The 19173-nt window shown below is 54.0% G+C and carries 16 protein-coding genes; 9 read left to right on the top strand and 7 right to left on the bottom strand.

Annotated elements, in window-relative coordinates; all coding sequences use genetic code 11:
• The first annotated feature begins 5 nt into the window (after positions 1-5).
• Positions 6-1193 carry an aminotransferase-like domain-containing protein gene (locus HC231_RS22745; protein WP_208228906.1) on the top strand — a complete coding sequence of 396 codons (1188 nt, stop codon included), beginning with the start codon at positions 6-8 and terminating at the stop codon, positions 1191-1193.
• Between the two features lie 231 nt (positions 1194-1424).
• Here the strand turns inward: HC231_RS22745 and HC231_RS22750 are convergent, their stop codons facing one another.
• Both HC231_RS22750 and HC231_RS22755 read right to left on the bottom strand, forming a co-directional pair.
• Entirely contained in the window at positions 1425-3074 is a 1650-nt protein-coding gene (locus tag HC231_RS22750; RefSeq protein ID WP_208228908.1) for a methyl-accepting chemotaxis protein, read from the bottom strand.
• Between the two features lie 443 nt (positions 3075-3517).
• Positions 3518-5176 (bottom strand): methyl-accepting chemotaxis protein, encoded by a 1659-nt coding sequence (locus HC231_RS22755; protein ID WP_208228909.1) that lies wholly within the window; start codon positions 5174-5176, stop codon positions 3518-3520.
• Between the two features lie 462 nt (positions 5177-5638).
• On the opposite strand from HC231_RS22755, the gene ugpB reads away from it, so the two are divergent.
• The 6 genes from ugpB to HC231_RS22785 all read left to right on the top strand — a co-directional run bounded on the left by ugpB (position 5639) and on the right by HC231_RS22785 (position 11677).
• Complete coding sequence (gene ugpB, locus HC231_RS22760) at positions 5639-6976, top strand: sn-glycerol-3-phosphate ABC transporter substrate-binding protein UgpB (RefSeq protein WP_208228911.1); 1338 nt, start codon at positions 5639-5641, stop codon at positions 6974-6976.
• Positions 6977-7106: 130 nt separating this feature from the next.
• Positions 7107-7994, top strand: coding sequence for a sn-glycerol-3-phosphate ABC transporter permease UgpA (ugpA, locus tag HC231_RS22765; protein WP_208228913.1), 888 nt, complete (start codon positions 7107-7109; stop codon positions 7992-7994).
• Positions 7991-8836, top strand: a complete 846-nt coding sequence (gene ugpE / locus HC231_RS22770; protein ID WP_208228914.1) for a sn-glycerol-3-phosphate ABC transporter permease UgpE — start codon at positions 7991-7993, stop codon at positions 8834-8836. Before ugpA ends, ugpE begins: the two co-directional genes overlap by 4 nt.
• A 6-nt stretch (positions 8837-8842) precedes the next feature.
• On the top strand, positions 8843-9916 hold the full coding sequence (locus HC231_RS22775; RefSeq protein ID WP_208228916.1) for a sn-glycerol-3-phosphate import ATP-binding protein UgpC: 1074 nt from the start codon (positions 8843-8845) through the stop codon (positions 9914-9916).
• On the top strand, positions 9916-10665 hold the full coding sequence (gene ugpQ / locus HC231_RS22780; protein ID WP_208228918.1) for a glycerophosphodiester phosphodiesterase: 750 nt from the start codon (positions 9916-9918) through the stop codon (positions 10663-10665). Before HC231_RS22775 ends, ugpQ begins: the two co-directional genes overlap by 1 nt.
• Before the next feature lie 55 nt (positions 10666-10720).
• Positions 10721-11677 (top strand): AEC family transporter, encoded by a 957-nt coding sequence (locus HC231_RS22785; RefSeq protein ID WP_208228919.1) that lies wholly within the window; start codon positions 10721-10723, stop codon positions 11675-11677.
• Positions 11678-11713: 36 nt separating this feature from the next.
• Here the strand turns inward: HC231_RS22785 and HC231_RS22790 are convergent, their stop codons facing one another.
• On the bottom strand, positions 11714-12016 hold the full coding sequence (locus HC231_RS22790; protein WP_208228921.1) for a hypothetical protein: 303 nt from the start codon (positions 12014-12016) through the stop codon (positions 11714-11716).
• 205 nt (positions 12017-12221) lie between these two features.
• Here HC231_RS22790 and HC231_RS22795 point away from each other — a divergent pair, with 205 nt between their 5' ends.
• Positions 12222-12686, top strand: a complete 465-nt coding sequence (locus HC231_RS22795) for a tRNA (cytidine(34)-2'-O)-methyltransferase (protein WP_208228923.1) — start codon at positions 12222-12224, stop codon at positions 12684-12686.
• Positions 12687-12690: 4 nt separating this feature from the next.
• Here HC231_RS22795 and HC231_RS22800 read toward each other — a convergent pair whose 3' ends face one another.
• The 4 genes from HC231_RS22800 to cpxR all read right to left on the bottom strand — a co-directional run bounded on the left by HC231_RS22800 (position 12691) and on the right by cpxR (position 17899).
• A complete protein-coding gene (locus HC231_RS22800; protein ID WP_208228925.1) occupies positions 12691-13437 on the bottom strand; it encodes a DUF3142 domain-containing protein in 747 nt (248 codons plus the stop codon).
• Positions 13407-15584: a PA5441 family protein gene (locus HC231_RS22805; RefSeq protein ID WP_208228926.1), complete on the bottom strand. Its 2178-nt coding sequence runs from the start codon at positions 15582-15584 to the stop codon at positions 13407-13409. Before HC231_RS22805 ends, HC231_RS22800 begins: the two co-directional genes overlap by 31 nt.
• A gap of 249 nt (positions 15585-15833) precedes the next feature.
• On the bottom strand, positions 15834-17204 hold the full coding sequence (cpxA, locus tag HC231_RS22810; RefSeq protein WP_208228928.1) for an envelope stress sensor histidine kinase CpxA: 1371 nt from the start codon (positions 17202-17204) through the stop codon (positions 15834-15836).
• On the bottom strand, positions 17201-17899 hold the full coding sequence (gene cpxR / locus HC231_RS22815) for an envelope stress response regulator transcription factor CpxR (protein WP_208228930.1): 699 nt from the start codon (positions 17897-17899) through the stop codon (positions 17201-17203). The genes cpxA and cpxR overlap by 4 nt, the downstream gene beginning before the upstream one ends.
• 154 nt (positions 17900-18053) lie before the next feature.
• On the opposite strand from cpxR, the gene cpxP reads away from it, so the two are divergent.
• Positions 18054-18536, top strand: coding sequence for a cell-envelope stress modulator CpxP (gene cpxP / locus HC231_RS22820; protein WP_208231490.1), 483 nt, complete (start codon positions 18054-18056; stop codon positions 18534-18536).
• Positions 18537-19173 lie beyond the last annotated feature (637 nt).

Genomic DNA, 19173 nt, shown 5'->3' on the forward strand with positions numbered 1-19173 from the left:
AAGAAATGGCAACCGAAAATTTATTGGCGCAGCGTATCGCGCCATTGAAAAGCTCCGCTATTCGTGAACTGCTTAAGCACAGCAAGATGGATAATATTATCTCGCTGGCCGGGGGCATACCGTCGGATAAATTGTTTGATTTTGAAGGTTTGAATCAGGCAATTCAGTTAGCGGTTACCGAACAACCGCAAAACGCTTTTCAATATGGATTAACCGAAGGCAGCCCGGTGCTGCGTGAGCGCATCGCCGACCTATGCGCCATCCGCGGCGTGAAAACGCGGGCCGAAGACATTGTGGTAACCGCGGGTTCACAGCAGGCGCTGGACTTAATAATGCGCGCGATGATTGATCCAGGCGATATCATCGTTGTTGAACGCCCCACCTACCTTGCCGCATTACAGACGCTAGCACTGGCGCAGGCTCAGGTAATGTCCGTCTCGTCGGACGAAAACGGCATGGTGATCGACGATCTGGAAGCCTTGTTGCAAAAACAGCGTATCAAAGGCGTCTATATCGTGCCGAACTTCGGTAATCCCAGCGGCGTAACCCTGAGTTATGAACGGCGCAACCAATTGATTAAGCTGGCGGAACGTTACGGTTTCGTCATCCTTGAGGACGATCCGTACGGCGAATTGCGCTTTACCGAAGAACGTAGCCCGACGCTGTTTCAACTGGCGCAGGAAGAATTGGGCAACAATCAACACGTGCTTTATACCTCCACGTTCTCAAAGATCCTTTCCCCTGGCTTACGTCTTGGTTGGGCCATCATGCCGGACTGGCTGCTGCATAAAGTCGCCATCATTAAACAAGCGGCCGACCTGCATGCCAGTTCGTTATCGCAGAGCATCGTGGAATACTATCTGAGCCTCGGCCGTTTGGAAGACCAAATAAAAAAAATCCGCTCCGCCTACAAGGAAAAAAGCGAGCTGTTGTCGAGTCTGATCGGCAAAGAACTGGGTGATGTGATGACCTTTAACCAGCCCAAAGGCGGTATGTTCCTGTGGGCGAAATTCCGCCAACCGTTTAATACCACCGAATGGCTGAAGCAGACGCTGAACCAGGGCGTGGTGTTTGTGCCGGGCGAGTTCTTTTTCCCTGATGAGCCGGACTATTCGACGCTGCGCTTCTCCTATGTGACCGCAACGGAAGAGCAAATGCATGAAGCCGTGGCTCGGCTGCGCCGCGCGCTGTAAGCCCGCGCTATCAAAGTATGGATAAAATAAAAGGCCGCGGATACGGCCTAAGTTTAATGACAAAATTCGAAACGTTGCCGTTGGCGATCCCTACCCGTCCTCCCCTTTGTCTGGGGAAGCAGCTAACGCATTAAAAACGCCGGATTTTCCCTTCCCCTGTGAAGGCATGGGGTGAGATCCAGCGCTTTTCGTAGTTAGCGCCGCCCTTCATAAAACATTCAAAACCGTTATTTAAAACTGCTCCCAGTCGTTGCCGGATGAGAGCGCAAGTTTGGGCTGGGCGGGCTTGTTGAATGCCGGCGCCGCGGCCAGCGTTTTACGCGCCTGAGCAATACTGAATACGCTCATCAGTTCCACCAGCTTGGCGGCCTGATCGCGCAGGCTATCGGCGGCGCTGGCGGATTGCTCCACCAGCGCGGCATTCTGCTGGGTCACCTGATCCAGTTGGTTGATGGCATCGTTAATCTGGCTGATGCCATGCTCCTGCTCTTCGGTCGTGACGCCAATCTCGGTGATCATCGAGGCGACGTTGCGCACCTGTCTTACCAATTCATTGATGGTGGCGCCCGCATCGCCGACCAACGCCGCGCCTTTATCCACGGTGGTGACGCTTTCGCCAATCAGATCTTTGATTTCTTTAGCGGCGGAGGCGGAACGCTGAGCCAGAGAGCGAACTTCTCCCGCCACCACCGCAAAGCCCCGCCCCTGCTCTCCGGCGCGGGCGGCTTCGACCGCCGCGTTCAGAGCCAATATGTTGGTTTGAAAGGCGATACCGTCAATCACGCTGATAATATCGCCGATTTTCCGCGAGCTGCCGCTGATTTCCTGCATGGTCTGCACGATGTTGCCAACCGCGTCGCCGCCTTTAGCCGCGGTATCGCTGGCGGCATTCGCCAAATGAGCGGCAGAGCGGACTGTTTCGCCATTTTGGCGGATGGCCTGACTCATTTGCTCCATTGAGGCCGCCGTTTGTTGCAGGCTGGCGGCTTGTTCTTCGGTCCGCTGGCTGAGATCCGTACTGCCCGCGGCGATTTCACTGGCGCCGATGGAGATGGATTCGCTGCTCTCGCGCACCTGCTGCACAATGCCCTGCAGGTGTTCGCGCATCCCGTTCATGGCGGCCAGCAGACTGCCGCTATCGCCACGACGCAGATCGACCGGCATGGATAGCTTGCCCTCCGCCACCTGCCGGGCGATTTGTACCGCATAGGCCGGCTCGCCGCCCAACTGCCCCCTCACCGTACGGGTGATCGCCCAGGCGATCAGCGCCCCCAGCAAGGCGCTGACGGCGGTGAGAATTAGCATCAGAGTGCCGGCGGAATTGGCATCCGACATGAAACGCTGAGACATGGAAACCGTATCGTTCCTATGTTCATTAATCATGGCCGTTATGGCCGACAGCGCCTTTTCCTGCGCGCCTATCGCTTCGTTCAGAATGACATTGCGGGCGCTATCCTGTTGGCCGGCGCGGATAAGGTCGATCGCCTTTTTGATGGAATTTCTATATTCAACGCGCACCGCATTAAAGTTTTCAAACCGCTCACGCGTTTCTTTCAGCTTTATAGCTTCATCCAGCTGTTTTAATAACTCGCCGTTACGCCCCATAATACTTTCAATATGATGGATTTTCTCTTCCACACGCCGGGGATCGCTGTACAACGAGCTATCGCGGATATCCTGTGCGGCGATATTCATATTATCTTTAATTTCCTGCATCAACAGCAGATTGATTAGCCGCGTATTAGCCAGATAGTTAAGGTTATTGCCAACAGACACCAGCTCGATACGGCCAAACAGCGCGACAAGAAAGCCGATAACGATCAACAGCGTAAAACCGGCGCCCAACATAGTGCCGAGTTTCATTTTTTTTAACATATTCATGATCTTCCCTTAATAGTTGATTTAAGCCACGCCCTGAAAATTAATGATGACGCATAGGGAATGTGAGATAAGGCAACATGTTGCATATTATTTAAAATAATGATTCGCAAACTTTATCGGTTGGTTAATTGCGCGCTTTATTTTTAATAAGTTAATAAACTAAAAATATGATTTTATTGGCATTCGATATTTTATTTTTATAAATCAATAAATTAAAAAATAGCCAAGGTTAAAGGCATAAATATTTAACTTTACGCATTAGGGAAAAACGGGAAAAAAACGGAGTTTGATGACAGTGTTTCTGATTGGCCGCGGCTCTTACAGATGATGTAAGACAACGATCTTCGCCGCGCCCGGCAAGAGGAGAAGCGGCAGGGATAGTCAACGCACAGAAGGCCGCGGATGCGGCCTTCTGTTTATTACTGTAGATCAGTCCGTCAGCGTTAGAATGACGCCCAGTTCTGCGCGCCGGACGACGTTTCGCCCGCCAGCCTCAGCGCTTTCTCCGGGCGGGAAGCCGCCTGCGGGGCGATTTTGCCCACATAGGAAGCGCTTAAGCGGAAGGTGCTCATCAGCTCGACCAGACGTTTGGCCTGATCGCTCAAACTGTCTGCGGCGGTGGCGGATTCCTCCACCAGCGCGGCGTTCTGCTGCGTCACTTCATCCAGTTGGTTAACGGCATCATTTACCTGGGAAATCCCTTGAGCCTGCTCGCGGGTCGTCACGCCGATTTCGCTAAGCAGTTCGGCGACATGGCGCACCTGTTCCACTATTTCGCTCATCGTGCTTCCCGCTTCGTTTACCAGAGCGGAGCCGTTCTCCACTTTCTCCACGCTTTCGCCGATCAGATCCTTGATCTCTTTGGCGGCTGACGCGGAGCGCTGGGCCAGAGAGCGCACCTCGCCGGCTACGACGGCGAATCCCCGTCCTTGCTCACCGGCGCGCGCAGCCTCCACGGCGGCGTTCAGCGCCAGGATGTTGGTCTGGAAAGCGATGCCGTCAATAACGCCGATGATATCGCCAATCTTGCGCGAGCTGGCGGAAATATCCCCCATCGTGGTGACGACATTGTTCACCACGTCCCCGCCTTTGGCGGCGGTCGCGCTGGCGGAATTGGCCAACTCCGACGCCATATGAACGGTATCGGTATTCTGTTTGATGGTGGTGTTCATCTGCTCCATGGAAGCCGCGGTCTGTTGCAGATTGGACGCCTGCTCTTCCGTCCGCTGGCTCAAGTCGGTATTGCCTATCGCAATCTGACCGGCGCCGGTAGCGATAGATTCGCTGCTCTCGCGCACCTGATTGACCGTTTGGCTCAGGCCGTCGCGCATGGCCGCCATCGCCGCCAAAACGCTGGTGGTATCGCCCGCGCGCAGTTGAACGTCCAATGCCAGGTTGCCCTGCGCCACCTGTTGCGCAATCTCGACCGCATAAGTCGGTTCGCCGCCCAGCTGCTTCTTAATCCGGTAGGTAATGCCCCAGGCGACCAGCCCTCCCAACAGCGCCGCCAATGCCGCAATGCTCAACATTAATGAACCTGCCGTAGTTGCTTGGTGTTGCGATGCGTTGGCGGTTTCAATGGTCAGCGAGGTTTGGTAATCGATCATCGCATCCAGAGCATCAAAAATGCCGTTTTGCGCATCACGCAATTCGCCGAACAGCATGGCGCGCGCCTGCGCAATATTTCCCGACATCCCCGCATCGATCGATTTCTTCACCGTCTCAAGATAGGACGGAATAAGTTTTTCCAGGTTCTGCGTCCGCGTCCGCGCTTCCGGTGAAATCGTGCGCTCCCGAATCTGCGTGAACAATTCGCTATTGCGCGCCTGCAACTGAACGATGCGTTTCTGCTCCCCTTCCATTTCCTGCCGATCTTCCAGCAAGGCAATATTTCTGATCACGCGTGACATGGTATTGATGTTGTCTTTAACTTCCTGCATCAACAGCAGGTTATTAATACGTACCTGTGATAACTGGATATTGCCGCTTAGATCGGCCAGTTGCATACGGCCAAACAAAGAGACAAGACAGCCAATCAGAATGATTAAAGCGAAGCCCGCCCCCAACATGGTCCCCAGTTTCATGTTTTTTAAAGTGTTCATATTATTCCTTGGTATTGAATATCTGCCGACAAATCCGCTCGCCGCGATATGTTTGTTTGATTTTTTTCAATGAGGCGCTAAACAAGCTGTTATTAAATGCCTGTTATTGCAGGATTCACTCCCGTGCCTGATAAATTCGGATGCCGCGGCAAGAGGGTGAACGAGTAGTATATGGGGGAGCGAATAAATCTATTGTCGGATAAATGAGCGAAAACAGGCCCGATTGTCGCCATACAATAGCAAAAAACTTTATATGTTAATTTATTGATCGCTTTTAGCTATTGTTTGGATATAAACGCTTCACCAGGCGATTTTCCCTGTTATCGTCGAGGATCACGATCGCCGCGCCGTCATCACACCGTCATTTAACGGTTATTTTTCTGTCATGTAGTCATGTCACGTTACTTCCTGAATAAAAGAAGCGCTTTTTGCTCAAGCCAGGTTTAATTCCAGGAGACAGGCATGCTTAATCCGATTATTCGCAAAACGCATGGCATTAATAAAACAATGATATGTGCGGCATTGGCGCTGGCTTGCAGCGCCAATGCGCAGGCAGTGACCGAAATCCCTTTCTGGCACTCAATGGAAGGGGAGCTGGGAACCACGGTTAATTCACTAACGGACCGTTTTAACCAATCGCACAGCGATGTCAAAATCGTCCCGGTCTATAAAGGCAACTACGAACAGAGTCTGGCCGCCGGGATCGCCGCTTTCCGCGCCGGCAACGCTCCCGCGATTTTACAGGTTTACGAAGTCGGCACCGCCACCATGATGGCCAGCAAGGCCATTAAACCCGTCTATGAAGTGTTCAACCAGGCCGGAATCAATTTCGACGAGTCGGTTTTCGTCCCCACGGTTTCCGGTTATTACGCCGATGGGAAAAGCGGACATTTGCTGTCGCAACCGTTTAATAGCTCGACCCCCGTGCTGTACTACAACAAAGACGCCTTCAAAAAAGCCGGGCTGGATCCGGAGCAACCGCCTAAAACCTGGCAACAGATGGCCGAATACACCGCTAAACTGCGTGCGGCAGGCATGAAATGCGGCTACGCCAGCGGCTGGCAAGGCTGGATTCAAATCGAAAACTTCAGCGCCTGGCACGGGTTGCCGATAGCGAGCCGAAATAACGGTTTTGACGGTACGGACGCGGTACTGGAATTCAATAAGCCCGTTCAGGTCAAACATATCCAACTGCTTGAGGATATGAATAAAAAAGGCGACTTCACCTACTACGGACGTAAAGACGAGCCAACGGAGAAGTTCTACAACGGTGAGTGCGCCATTACCACCGCTTCTTCCGGTTCGTTGGCGAATATCCGCCAGCACGCCAAATTCAATTACGGCGTCGGCATGATGCCGTATGACGCCGACGTGCAAGGCGCGCCGCAGAACGCCATCATCGGCGGCGCAAGCCTGTGGGTGATGAACGGCAAAGACGACGCGACCTACAAAGGCGTCGCCGAATTTATGCAGTTCCTGGCGCAGCCTGAAATCGCCGCGGAATGGCACCAGAAAACCGGCTATCTGCCTATCACCACCGCCGCCTATGAATTAACGCAGCGGCAGGGCTTTTACGATAAGAATCCGGGCGCGGATATCGCAACGCGCCAGATGCTGAACAAACCGCCATTGCCGTACACCAAAGGTTTGCGTTTAGGCAATATGCCGCAAATCCGTACCGTGGTGGATGAAGAGCTGGAAAGCGTCTGGACCGGTAAGAAAACCCCGCAACAGGCTCTGGACAGCGCCGTCGAGCGCGGCAACGCCCTGCTGCGCCGTTTTGAGCAGTCGGCCAAGTAGTTGACAGACCTACCCCGCCTCTCCCCTTCTCAGGGGGGGAGGTAACCGGAATACCCCGTTGATTTCGTCCCTTAAGAAGGAGATACAAGGCGGGATTGACAGGTTTCCGTCATCAGCAATGAGTTAACGTATGACATCATCCCGTCCTGTTTTTGGCTGTAGCTGGTTACCCTACGCGCTGGTTCTTCCCCAGTTGCTGATCACCATCATTTTCTTTATCTGGCCTGCCGGTCAGGCGCTGTGGTATTCGGTGCAAAGCCTGGATCCGTTTGGGCTATCCAGCGAGTTTGTCGGGCTGGAGAATTTCAGGCAGCTATTCAGCAACGGCTATTATCTGGAATCGTTTTACACCACGCTGGTATTCAGTTTTCTGGTGACCGGTTTCGGCCTGTTGATTTCGCTGTTTCTGGCCGCGCTGGTTGACTACGTTTTGCGGTTCAGCCGCCTATACCAAACCCTGATTATCCTGCCGTACGCCGTGGCGCCCGCCGTCGCCGCCGTTCTGTGGATGTTTCTATTTAATCCCGGACTGGGTTTGATCACCTATTATCTGGCGAAGCTGGGCTATTCCTGGAACTACGCGCAAAACAGCGGACAGGCGATGTTTCTGGTGGTGCTGGCTTCGGTCTGGAAGCAGATAAGCTATAACTTTCTGTTTTTTCTGGCCGCGTTGCAGTCGATCCCCCGCTCATTGATTGAAGCGGCAGCCATTGACGGCGCCGGGCCGGTGCGCCGTTTTTTCAATCTGGTGCTGCCGCTTATCTCTCCGGTAAGTTTTTTCCTGCTGGTGGTCAATCTGGTGTACGCCTTTTTCGACACCTTCCCCATTATTGACGCCGCCACCGCCGGCGGTCCGGTACAGGCCACCACCACGCTGATTTATAAGATTTACCGGGAAGGTTTTGCCGGTCTGGACCTTTCCAGTTCCGCGGCTCAGTCGGTGGTGCTGATGCTATTGGTTATCGCATTGACGGTGATTCAGTTCCGCTTTGTCGAACGGAGGGTGAACTACCAATGATCGAAAATCGCCGCGGACTGGATATTTTCAGCCATCTAATGCTGGTGGTCGGCATCATCGCCGTACTCTTCCCGCTGTATGTCGCCATCGTCACCGCCACGCTGGATAACGAGCAGGTGTTTCAGACGCCGATGACGCTGATACCCGGCACCCACCTGTGGGAGAATCTGCGCCATATCTGGCAACACGGCGTGGCGAATAACGCCGCGCCCTTTGGGCTGATGCTGTTTAACAGTTTCGTCATGGCGCTGGCGATCACGCTGGGCAAAATCACGGTGTCCATATTATCCGCCTACGCCATCGTCTATTTTCGCTTTCCGTTCCGCAATCTGTTTTTCTGGATGATCTTTCTCACGCTGATGCTGCCGGTAGAGGTGCGCATCTTTCCCACGGTGGAAGTCATTTCCCAATTGCACATGATAGACAGCTACGCCGGACTAACGTTTCCGTTGATGGCATCGGCGACGGCAACCTTTCTGTTCCGGCAGTTTTTTATGACGCTGCCGAGCGAGCTGCTGGAAGCATCGCGCATTGACGGCGCCGGCCCGATGCGTTTCTTCTTCGATATCGTTCTACCGCTGTCGAAAACCAATCTGGCGGCGCTGTTCGTCATCACCTTTATCTACGGCTGGAACCAGTATCTGTGGCCGCTGCTGATCATCAGCGATGCGAACCTGGGGACGGCGGTGGCCGGGATCAAAAGTATGATCGCCTCCGGCGATGTCGCCACCCAATGGAATCAGGTTATGACGGCGATGCTGGTGACGATGCTGCCGCCCTTGATGGTCGTGTTGCTGATGCAGCGCTGGTTTGTTCGTGGTCTGGTTGATAGTGAGAAATAACACGTTATGGCATGCTTAAAACTTCAGGCCGTTACCAAATCCTATGACGGTAAAACACAGGTTATTCATCCCATCGATCTCGATGTGAACGATGGCGAATTCATCGTAATGGTCGGCCCGTCCGGCTGCGGTAAATCCACGCTGCTGAGAATGGTTGCCGGGCTGGAGCAAACAACCAGCGGCGATATCTATATCGATAACCAGCGGGTCACCGAGCTGGAACCCAAAGATCGCGGCATTGCGATGGTGTTCCAGAACTATGCTCTTTATCCTCACATGAGCGTTTATGACAACATGGCCTATGGCCTGAAAATTCGCGGCTTCGGTAAAACACAAATTCGCCAGCGGGTGGAAGAGGCCGCGCGAATTCTGGAGCTGGCTCCGCTGCTGAATCGCAAACCGCGCGAATTATCGGGCGGACAGCGTCAGCGCGTGGCGATGGGACGCGCGATCGTGCGCGAACCCGCGGTATTTTTATTCGATGAACCCTTGTCAAACCTGGACGCCAAACTGCGGGTACAGATGCGGCTGGAATTGCAACAGCTGCATCAGCGGCTGAAAACCACCAGCCTCTATGTGACGCACGATCAGATTGAAGCCATGACGCTGGCCCAGCGCGTGATCGTGATGAATAAAGGCGTCGCCGAACAGATTGGCGCCCCCGCGGACATTTATCGCCGCCCGGCGTCGCTGTTTGTCGCCAGCTTCATCGGCTCGCCCGCCATGAACCTATGGCCGGGCAGAATCAACGATGACGGCGGCCGGTTTGAAATCGGCGACGCCTTAGCCCTGCCGCTGCCGGCGGCGAAACCGCAATGGCGCGGACGCGAGTTGACGCTGGGGGTAAGACCGGAGCATATTCAACTGACGACCAGCGAGGCGGACGGCATTCCGCTACAGGTATCGACACTGGAGCTGCTGGGTGCGGATAATCTGGCGCACGGACGGTGGGGCGAACACAATGTGATTGTGCGCCTCTCCTATGAACACTGTCCGGCGGCGGGCTCGACACTTTGGCTGCACTTGCCTGAACAGGCATGGCATTTGTTTGATTCGCAAAGCGGATTACGGGTGGAATAATGGTAACGCAATGGCCTTATCCGGCTATCGTCGCCCATCGCGGCGGCGGCTCACTGGCGCCGGAAAACACATTGGCCGCGATTGATGTAGGCGCCGGTTTCGGTCATAAGATGATCGAGTTTGACGCCAAGCTATCGCAGGATGGTCAAATCTTCCTACTCCATGATGATACGCTCGAACGCACCAGCAACGGCTGGGGTATCGCCGGCGATCTGCCGTGGGACAAACTGGCCGCGCTGGATGTCGGAAGCGGGTACAGCAAAAAATTCGCCGGCGAACGGTTACCGCTGTTATCGGAAGTCGCAAAGCGCTGTAAACAGTATGGCATGGCCGCCAATATCGAAATTAAACCGACCACGGGCCATGAGCAGGAAACCGGGCGTCTGGTCGCCCTTGCGGCGCGTCAGCTGTGGCAGGATCACCCCATTACGCCATTGTTATCGTCATTCTCGGCGCAATCGCTGGAGGCCGCCCGGCAGGCGGTTCCCGAGCTGCCGCGCGGCCTGCTGCTGGATGAATGGGACGATGACTGGCGAAACCTGACCCGCCGGCTGGAGTGCGCGTCCATTCATCTCAATCACCATTTACTCACCGCGGAACGGGTTGCATTACTGAAGGCGGCCGGGCTGCGCATTCTGGTTTATACCGTCAATCAACCAGAGCGGGCCAAAACGTTGCTTAATTGGGGCGTTGACTGTATCTGTACTGACCGGATAGATTTAATCGGGGCGGATTTTGCTACCGGCTAAAATCAACCCATTTATCTCTTTTCAGCTAGGTGCCGGTTACTAAGGAATTGGCTCAATGCCTCCATTTATTAGTTCGCTCTGGCACCAGATTTTTCTATCTTTACCGCTATTTATTTTGATCGCACTGGGTTATGGCCTGATCCGCTACGGGAAATGGCCGTCAACCATTACCGACGGCATGAGCCGCTTTGTCTTCTCGGTGGCGATGCCGGCGATGTTGTTTCGCCTGATGAGCGACTTCTCCAAACGTCCGATGGTTGATGCCCGCCTGTTGATCGCCTTTTTCGGCAGTTGCCTGCTCGTTTTTATACTGGGCCGTCTTGTCGCGCGTAAGGTTTTTCAACTGGATGGCGTATCCGGATCGATTTTTGCGCTCAGCGGCATCTTTTCCAACAATGTGGTGCTCGGGTTGCCGATCGCCTCGCTGATGCTGGGCGAAGAGGCGATACCTTCCGTCGCGCTGGTGGTGGTGTTTAACGGTTTAATCCTTTGGACGCTGGTGACGGTCTCGGTCGAGTGGGCGCGCAATGGGGCGCTATCTCTGCAAGGCTTTACCAAAACCGCGCTGGGGGTGCTGAAAAATCCGCTGATTATCGGCATCCTGTCCGGGACGGCGTTCAGCCTGACCGGGTTTCCACTGCCGTATTATGTCGACCAGCCGCTAAATATGCTGGGGCAGATCGCCATGCCGTTATCGCTGATCGCCCTGGGGATGGGGCTGGCGGAATACCAGATCCGCGACGGCCTGCACATCAGCATCGCTATCTGCGTCATCAAGCTGCTGGTGCAGCCGCTGGTGATTTGGGGCATCGCGATTGCGATCGGCCTGCCGGAAATAGAGACGCGGGCGGTAGTATTGCTGGGCTCAATGTCAGTGGGCGTAAACGTTTATCTGATGTCGCGCCAGTTCAATGTGCTGGGCGGCCCGGTCGCCACCAGCCTGCTGGTTTCGACGGCGCTGGCCGCCTTGACCACCCCGCTTATCCTGACGCTGATGGGCGTGCGTCTCTAAACCGAAGCGGCGCGACGCCAGGCTCATCCCCTGCCGCTAAGAGGCGGACGGCGGCTGAACTGAGGGCGTCGCCTGCTGTATCCGCTTTTGCTGCTGTTGCAATTGTTGCTGCTGCTGTTGCTGCAACTGACTATTGCGCTGCTGTAATTGCTGATTCAACTGCTGTTTCTGCAACTGCTGATTCTGCTGCATACGTTGTTGTAACTGCTTCTGACTATTGATGCCGTTTTCATACTGTTGCTGCTGCGTCGATGGCGCTTTCGCGGCGTCGGCCTGTGTAACCAACGGCAGTGAAAACAAGGCAAACAATAATGCCGTCAGCGTAATTGCGTGTTTCATTCGGTCCTCCACGGCACGGAATGTGCCAAACCGTATCGCTATTCGGAACCGCATATATTCCCGGTCCCGTTGATATACAGTGTAATCGCTGCAAACGGAAACGTCGTGCAGAGTTATCTGCATTCTGCGTCCGCCAGGCTTTGGGCCGCCCGCGGAGAATGTTATATACTGCGGCGGAATTTTTCTTTGCGATTGAAGTTATCTCATGTTTCATATTGCGCTCTATGAGCCACAAATAGCGCCAAACACCGGCAATATTATCCGTTTGGCGGCCAATAACGGCTGCACGCTTCATCTGATTGAGCCGCTGGGTTTTGATTTTGAAGAGAAGAAGCTGCGCCGGGCAGGGCTGGATTATCACGATCTCGCCAGCGTCAAGCGCCATAAAAACTATCAGGATTTTCTGGCGGCGGTCGCAGGGCAACGCATTTTCGCCTGCACCACCAAAGGCAGCCGCCCTTACGACCAGCCCGATTATCGGCCCGGCGACGTACTGCTGTTCGGCTCGGAAACCGCGGGCCTGCCGGATGATATCCGTAACGGCTTTTCGGCGGATTTCCGCATCCGCATTCCTATGCAGCCGGAGTGCCGCAGCCTCAATCTGTCCAACGCCGTCGCCATTATCAGCTATGAAGCCTGGCGGCAGAACGGCTTTGGGGGACGAACCTAACCGGTTAAGGCTTTTTTCGCGGTGGATTAACCAGGAAAACGACCTCCCCGCGATAATAAGGGGAAGCCGCAAGCCGCCGTTGCCATTTCTTATCCCACTTACCGTGCTGCACCAAACCCAGCCGAAAAGGGATCGTCAACTTTTGCAGCGCCGGCAGGTAGTCGGCGTAGTTGGTTACGGTGCTGCGCCCCTGATAGGTTTGGATCACCAGTTCATCAATGCTGCCGCGCAACCGGTTCAACTCGGCGACGTCGCCGGTTTTCGACCAGTCGAGCAACCCGGTGACACTGATCAGGCAATCTTTCGGCAGCCGTTGCCGCAGTTGCTGTAAAAACGCCGCATATCCCGCCAGTTGATAACTTTCGGCGTCAAAATCAATCTGAATTCCCCTGACCTGATTACCGTGGCGGCGCCACGCTTCCTGTAGCTTCAACATGCGGTTGAGGTGCTCATCCGACAGCGACAGCGTCGTCAGCCGGTAAGACAGCCACAGAGAAGCAACGCGTAGTTTACTGGCGGGGATCCCCTGGCGCAGAAAGACCGTTTGCCCCTGCCGACGGGCGATCTCGCCCTGATGCAGATAGAGCGTCTGAGCCTGATGCAGCACGCTCTGCGGCCGAACGGCCGCCCACAGCCAGAAAGCCTGATATTGCGCGGCGTTGACGCTGCCGGCCTGAGCCGCCGCGCCGCTCCACGGCCAGAGCAGGAGCGCTATCCAGGTTACCAGTAATACTTGAGCTTGTTTGCCCACAGGCTGCCTTTAAACTCGGTTTTCAGTTGGGTAAACCAGGCCTTACGCGTCGCTTTACTGATGTCCTGTCCGCCGCAGTCGTTAAAACCGCTGGGCGCATAGCAGTAGACCGCCCGATAGAGCGCATAGCTTTTATCTTCCGGCGGCGCGTCAGGATCGGCGATAACCCGCATGTATCCATCCAGCCGATTATATTCCGTCCCTTTGAATTGCGTCGGCGCATTGATTAACTCATCCAGCATATTACTCTCTCCCCAGTCAAATCCGACGGTATCGCCGGTTCGCAGAAAGAACTCGCCGAGGCAGTTAATGGACCGCGCATCGTTCGGCCGCTGATTTAGCGTATTAACCACGCTATCCAGCGCAGGGCATTGATATCCCTCCTCGGTATCGCCGCCGTCCCAGTTAAAAACGGCTAGATCGTCCAGACTCCAGTCCATGTTTTCCGCATCATCCAACGGCAGAATTTCTTTTCTGAGCGCGCTATCTTTCAGATAACCGGCATAGTCCGCGTGTAGCAGCGATTTGGTTAACAACGTATGCAGGGCGATGGCCCGTTCTTCATGGGTTTGTTGCGGTCCCGTTTGCTGACGCAACAGGTCGGCGCTGGCGCTGACTTTTAGCACCGCGGAACGAAAACGCAGATTTTTAACCGGACTATCCGACGTGAATACCCTTTCCGGATGACCGGCCTTAACCAGCGTTTCAGCCAGCGCCAGTTGCAGGAACTGCTGCTGGGTATAGTCGGTATTCAAGGAGAGCAGGCGGCGCCAATGCATTTCTGCTTCATCCCAGCGCGCCAACTGCTGGAGCGCCTGACCGCGCAACACTTGCAAACTGAAACTCGTGGTATCGGTGAGATTCCGATCGTGAGTTTCCGCGACCCCGTTCACGACGGCGGCATAATCTTTCAGCCGATAAAACTGATAGGCGGTCTGTAGATAGTGGTATTCGTTTTGCATCGCCACCTGCTCGAACAGGGTTTGTTGGGCCGCCAACTCTTCGGCGGATAATTCAGGGAAACGTCCCCAGCCGCCATGAACCGCGCGCAGCCGTTTAAGATCCTGCACCAGCGCCAACAGCGGGCTATCCGCCGCCGCGGTAAATGTTTCCCGCTCCAGCAGTTTGTTGTCGATCTCATCGCTTAATACCTGCAGATCGCCGGCATTATCGGCGCGATCCAATACCTGCTGATAAATTTTGGGTAACGCGTTCAGATCGCCGAGGATCCAATATGCCCGCCGGTAGAGCCCTTGCGCGGAGCCGACATATAAACCCCGCGGATACTGCCGCAGATAATCATCAATGCGCCCTATGGCTGACGATGCCGCGTTTTTATCGGCTTTGCCGGCATCGAACATATTGTATTCATCCAGCGCGGATTGCATCGCTTCGTTAATCGCCACGCGGATCAGCATATAACGCGCGGTTTCAGCGACCCACGGTTGTCCGGCTTCCGTCAGTTCCTGAAAGCCGCTGTTTGCCTGCTTGAATTCCCCCTGATAGAAAGCCTGGCTATTGATCAGATAGCGTTTAAGATCTGCCGCATGTCCCTCATCCGGCAGACGCTCAAGCTCGTCGGATAACGAAGACGGGGAATAATCCGGGGACAGGATAATTAAACGCGCCAGAGCAAGCGGCGTGCGCTGAGCATCGGTTAACTGTTGGTCGGCCAACAGCACATCAAAAAAGTCTTCGACGGTCGAGAGATCGTTGGATATTTGCCGGCCTTCCCCGTCGTTGGACGTCAGCGTAGCGAATTTTTCCTGCACGTCAGACGGCAGCTTCAACTGACGGGCCTTATTTACCAGCGCGCTGTCGCCGGCGGCGGTTTGCGCTGAAGCCTCATCCGCCGATGGAGCCGGGCCTTCCGTCGCCGCCAGCCCCATAACGCGATATGCGGTAAAGGGGTCGGTACGCGACCGTGTCTGGTCGGGGAGCGGCTGAGGCACCGGCAAAGCAATATGCTGGCGGCTGCTCTGGAGCAGCATCAAATTGGTTCTGGTATCGTTATCCGGCAAAAGGTAAGGAAACGCCGGCATTCCGCACTCCGCGTCAGAAAAACCGCAAATACCATCAGTAGAGCTAAAAGCGTGGCAGCTAAAAAGCGTACTCAGTAGACCCGCCAGCAAAGTTAGTCCTTTCATGTACATGTTCCTGTTGGATTCAATTTCAGGCCATATGGCTGCCGGTCGGCTATTGTTCCCATCATCGCCGGGGTATCGCTCTATCCCGGCGCCAATAAGAGTAGCCTATTATCAAAAAGATATGGCTGGCGCCGATACGCAGCGCCCGGAGAGGATACAGCGGAAAAGATTAACGTGAAGTTAACGACAATACCGTGGCGCAAAAACCGGAACGCCAGGGCTTTACCAACAGCCTGACGTTGTTGCCATTTATCTTTGATGTAATGGTAACCAGATAACCAATCGTAATCCACCCAGCGGACTATCTTCCGCTTTCACCCAGCCCTTATGCTGCGAAATCGCCGTTTCCACGATGGCCAGCCCCAAACCGGTGCCGCCAGACTCCCGATCGCGGGCTTCGTCCGTGCGGTAAAAAGGCCGGAAAATCTGCTCCCGGTCTTCCGGGCTAACGCCTGGGCCGTCATCATCCACCTTGATGGTGATGCCCTGATTATCAACGGAGAATGCGACTTCAATATGACGGTGAGAGTAACGCAGCGCATTGCGGACAATATTCTCCAGCGCGCTGTCGAGCGCGGAAGGATTGCCATACAACGTCCACGGACCGGGAGGATACGGCACATCCAGCGTTTTCCCCATTTGCTCCGCTTCAAAACGGGCGTCATCCAACACATCGCTCCACAGCTCATCGGCGCGGATAAATTCGCGGGTGAGCTCGTTCTTATGTTGATTGCGGGACAAAACCAGCAGGTCGTTAATCATGCTGTCCAGCCGCTGCGTTTCGGTTTCAATGCGGCTTAGCTCGTTGCCCTCCCCCTGGCGTCTGCGCAGCAATGCGGTGGCCAGTTGCAAACGGGTGAGCGGCGTGCGCAGTTCGTGTGAAATATCAGACAACAGCCGCTGTTGCGCCGTTACCATCCGCTCCAGCGCGCTGACCATCTGGTTAAAACTGACCCCGGTCGCCAGAAACTCCTGCGGACCGGCTTCCAACTCAGGATGTTGACGCAGGTTGCCGCGCGCCACTTCGTCCGCCGCATACTTCAGCTTACGGGCCGGTTTGGCCAGGCTCCAGGCTAACCATAACAAGAGAGGGGAGCTGATCAGCATGGTGAATATCAGCAGTAATAACGGCCGGTCAAACAACAGGTTAATAAAATCCGACTGTAGGCTGCTGGCCGGGCGAATCAGATAAAGCTGGTAATTATCTTCACCATCCCGAATGGAAAACGGCCCCAGCAGCTCAACACGGCCATATTTCTTTTTTTGCGGATGATCGGCATTATCGGACAGGCCGATAAAATTACGCACAATTTGCGTTTCATTTTTCTGAGCGCCAAGCACCCGTCCTTCACTGGTAACCAACAAAAGACGCTGCCCCGGCGGAGCCCATTTCTCAATCACCCAGAATAACCGCAGCCACCAGCGTAAATCATTGGCCGGGGTGTTCGCCAGATCGGCTTCAATATGTTGCTCCAGCATAATCCCTTGCCGCTGCTCGCTTTCCAGCAACGCTGTCAACTGGCGTGAATCAAGCTTGGGCACCATCAGTACCAGCATGAGAACCAGCGCCAGCGTCAACCAGAAAATAGCGAAAATACGCGCAGTCAGGCTATTAATCATGCAGCAGACACCATCAGGTAACCTCGCCCGCGTAACGTTTTAAACCACGGCAAGCCATCTTTCCGCTCCGGCAATTTACGACGCAGGTTAGAGATATGCATATCAATGGCGCGGTCAAACGGCGTAAGCCGTTTCCCCAACACTTCCTGACTCAAATGCTCGCGCGAAACCACCTGACCCAGCCGCTGCGCCAGCAGATACAGCAGCGTGAATTCGGTGCCGGTCAGATCCAGCACGGTTTCATCAAAGCTGGCTTCCTGCCGGCCGGGATTCAGCCGCAGCCCGTCAACTTCCAGCGTCGGCGCGCCGTTTTCACCAGACTGTTGCTGGTCCGTCCAGTTTGAACGCCGCAAAATGGCGCGGATACGCGCCACCAGTTCACGGTCGTTAAAAGGCTTCGGCAGATAGTCATCCGCGCCTAATTCCAGGCCGAGAACACGATCCAACTCGCTGCCGCGGGCAGTCAGCATGATCACCGGAGTCTGATGCTGCTGGCGCAGCTCTTTTAACGTATCGATACCGTTTTTCTTCGGCATCATGACATCCAGCAATAACAGGTCAACGGTGCTATCCAATACGCTTAACGCCTGTTCGCCATCGTAGGCGACAACGACGTTAAAACCTTCCATTTCGAGCAATTCTTTCAATAAAGACGTTAGCTCTCTATCGTCATCAACCAACAGGATCTTGTTCATATATTCTTTACCTCCAGGGGGCAAAATACGTCATAGATTAGCGCTATTCCATGACTTTACGTAGTTTTACATCCTCTGACGCATGTTTGCAGCAAGACGATTAGACTCATGTCCATTGATTCACAAAACAGCACGCCAAACCGGGGAGTTATTGATGCCGCAAGTCACAACGTTATCTCTTGCTTCACTGCTGATGCTGAGTTCCTTTACCACGTTTGCAGCAGGTTTTGAGAGTGTGTCTGTGAGTAACTGTCATCATAATGACTCTGCCACGAAACCATTTTCCGGTCAGCCGGGGATGTTTGACGGTGTGAAGTTAAGCGAGCAGCAGCGGCAGCAGATGCGCGATCTGATGCATCAGGGCCGTCAGGACTCCCCGGAGTTTAACGCTGAAGATGTTGAGGCCATGCATAGGCTGGTTATCGCGGGCCAATTTGATGAAGCCGCCGTCCGCGATCAGATAACCAAGATGATGCAAGTGCAGATTGAGCGTCAGGTCCAGATGACCCGCGTTCGCAACCAGATGTATAACCTGCTGACGCCGGAACAAAAAAAGGTTTTAGAACAGAAACATCAGCAAAGAATGAAAGAGATGAGCCAGCAGGTTTCAATGTTTAATCAGATGTCTGCGCAATAATCAGGCATCGCCGAGCAATCCTGAGTAGTGTGTAGTTCGAGTAATAACCTGTAGTAGATATACCCTGTTTTCCTTGCCATAGACACCATCCCTGTCTTTTGCCCTCCATGACGGAGGGCTTTTTTTTGGCGGTTTTCCGGGTAAACCGTTTTAAAATAACCACCTATTAAGCGATTACAAGCAATTGCACGCGGTTGGAAACAGGTGATAACAATCCGGAAAAAATAGCTGATGCATTGTATGAGATATTAAAAAAATGAAGCGGTTTATTCTATGGTTATTGCAGTCTTTCTTTTACCTCGTCCCTATTATAATTAGTGTGATTGGGGCATATGTTATCGTTCGTTTCGTTCCGTTCTATCCGGGGCTCTTCGTTGTGCTCTGGATTATTATCGTGGCTTATGTATACATACGATATAGCAAATGGGTTTAACTCTTTCGACGAATGAATACTCACCCTATCAAGGTTTCAGATAAGCCCGAATATATAACGATCCTGATTAGGATTTATGTCGTTTGTCTGAACAGGGAAACATTTACGCCAGCGTAGCATCGATTTTCGCAGTCTAACGGACAGTACCGATACATCGACGGCAATGGAGCGCTAGCCGAAATGAAGCGAGAGCCGCAATAACGT

Source organism: Brenneria izadpanahii, from assembly GCF_017569925.1.
GTDB classification, from domain to species: domain Bacteria; phylum Pseudomonadota; class Gammaproteobacteria; order Enterobacterales; family Enterobacteriaceae; genus Brenneria; species Brenneria izadpanahii.

Excerpts from the sequence above, each read along its gene's own strand:
- HC231_RS22745 (WP_208228906.1), top strand. The coding sequence starts at position 6 with ATGGCAACCGAAAATTTATTGGCGCAGCGTATCGCGCCATTGAAAAGC.
- HC231_RS22750 (WP_208228908.1), bottom strand. The coding sequence starts at position 3,074 with ATGAATATGTTAAAAAAAATGAAACTCGGCACTATGTTGGGCGCCGGT.
- HC231_RS22755 (WP_208228909.1), bottom strand. The coding sequence starts at position 5,176 with ATGAACACTTTAAAAAACATGAAACTGGGGACCATGTTGGGGGCGGGC.
- ugpB (WP_208228911.1), top strand. The coding sequence starts at position 5,639 with ATGCTTAATCCGATTATTCGCAAAACGCATGGCATTAATAAAACAATG.
- ugpA (WP_208228913.1), top strand. The coding sequence starts at position 7,107 with ATGACATCATCCCGTCCTGTTTTTGGCTGTAGCTGGTTACCCTACGCG.
- ugpE (WP_208228914.1), top strand. The coding sequence starts at position 7,991 with ATGATCGAAAATCGCCGCGGACTGGATATTTTCAGCCATCTAATGCTG.
- HC231_RS22775 (WP_208228916.1), top strand. The coding sequence starts at position 8,843 with ATGGCATGCTTAAAACTTCAGGCCGTTACCAAATCCTATGACGGTAAA.
- ugpQ (WP_208228918.1), top strand. The coding sequence starts at position 9,916 with ATGGTAACGCAATGGCCTTATCCGGCTATCGTCGCCCATCGCGGCGGC.
- HC231_RS22785 (WP_208228919.1), top strand. The coding sequence starts at position 10,721 with ATGCCTCCATTTATTAGTTCGCTCTGGCACCAGATTTTTCTATCTTTA.
- HC231_RS22790 (WP_208228921.1), bottom strand. The coding sequence starts at position 12,016 with ATGAAACACGCAATTACGCTGACGGCATTATTGTTTGCCTTGTTTTCA.
- HC231_RS22795 (WP_208228923.1), top strand. The coding sequence starts at position 12,222 with ATGTTTCATATTGCGCTCTATGAGCCACAAATAGCGCCAAACACCGGC.
- HC231_RS22805 (WP_208228926.1), bottom strand. The coding sequence starts at position 15,584 with ATGAAAGGACTAACTTTGCTGGCGGGTCTACTGAGTACGCTTTTTAGC.
- cpxA (WP_208228928.1), bottom strand. The coding sequence starts at position 17,204 with ATGATTAATAGCCTGACTGCGCGTATTTTCGCTATTTTCTGGTTGACG.
- cpxR (WP_208228930.1), bottom strand. The coding sequence starts at position 17,899 with ATGAACAAGATCCTGTTGGTTGATGACGATAGAGAGCTAACGTCTTTA.
- cpxP (WP_208231490.1), top strand. The coding sequence starts at position 18,054 with ATGCCGCAAGTCACAACGTTATCTCTTGCTTCACTGCTGATGCTGAGT.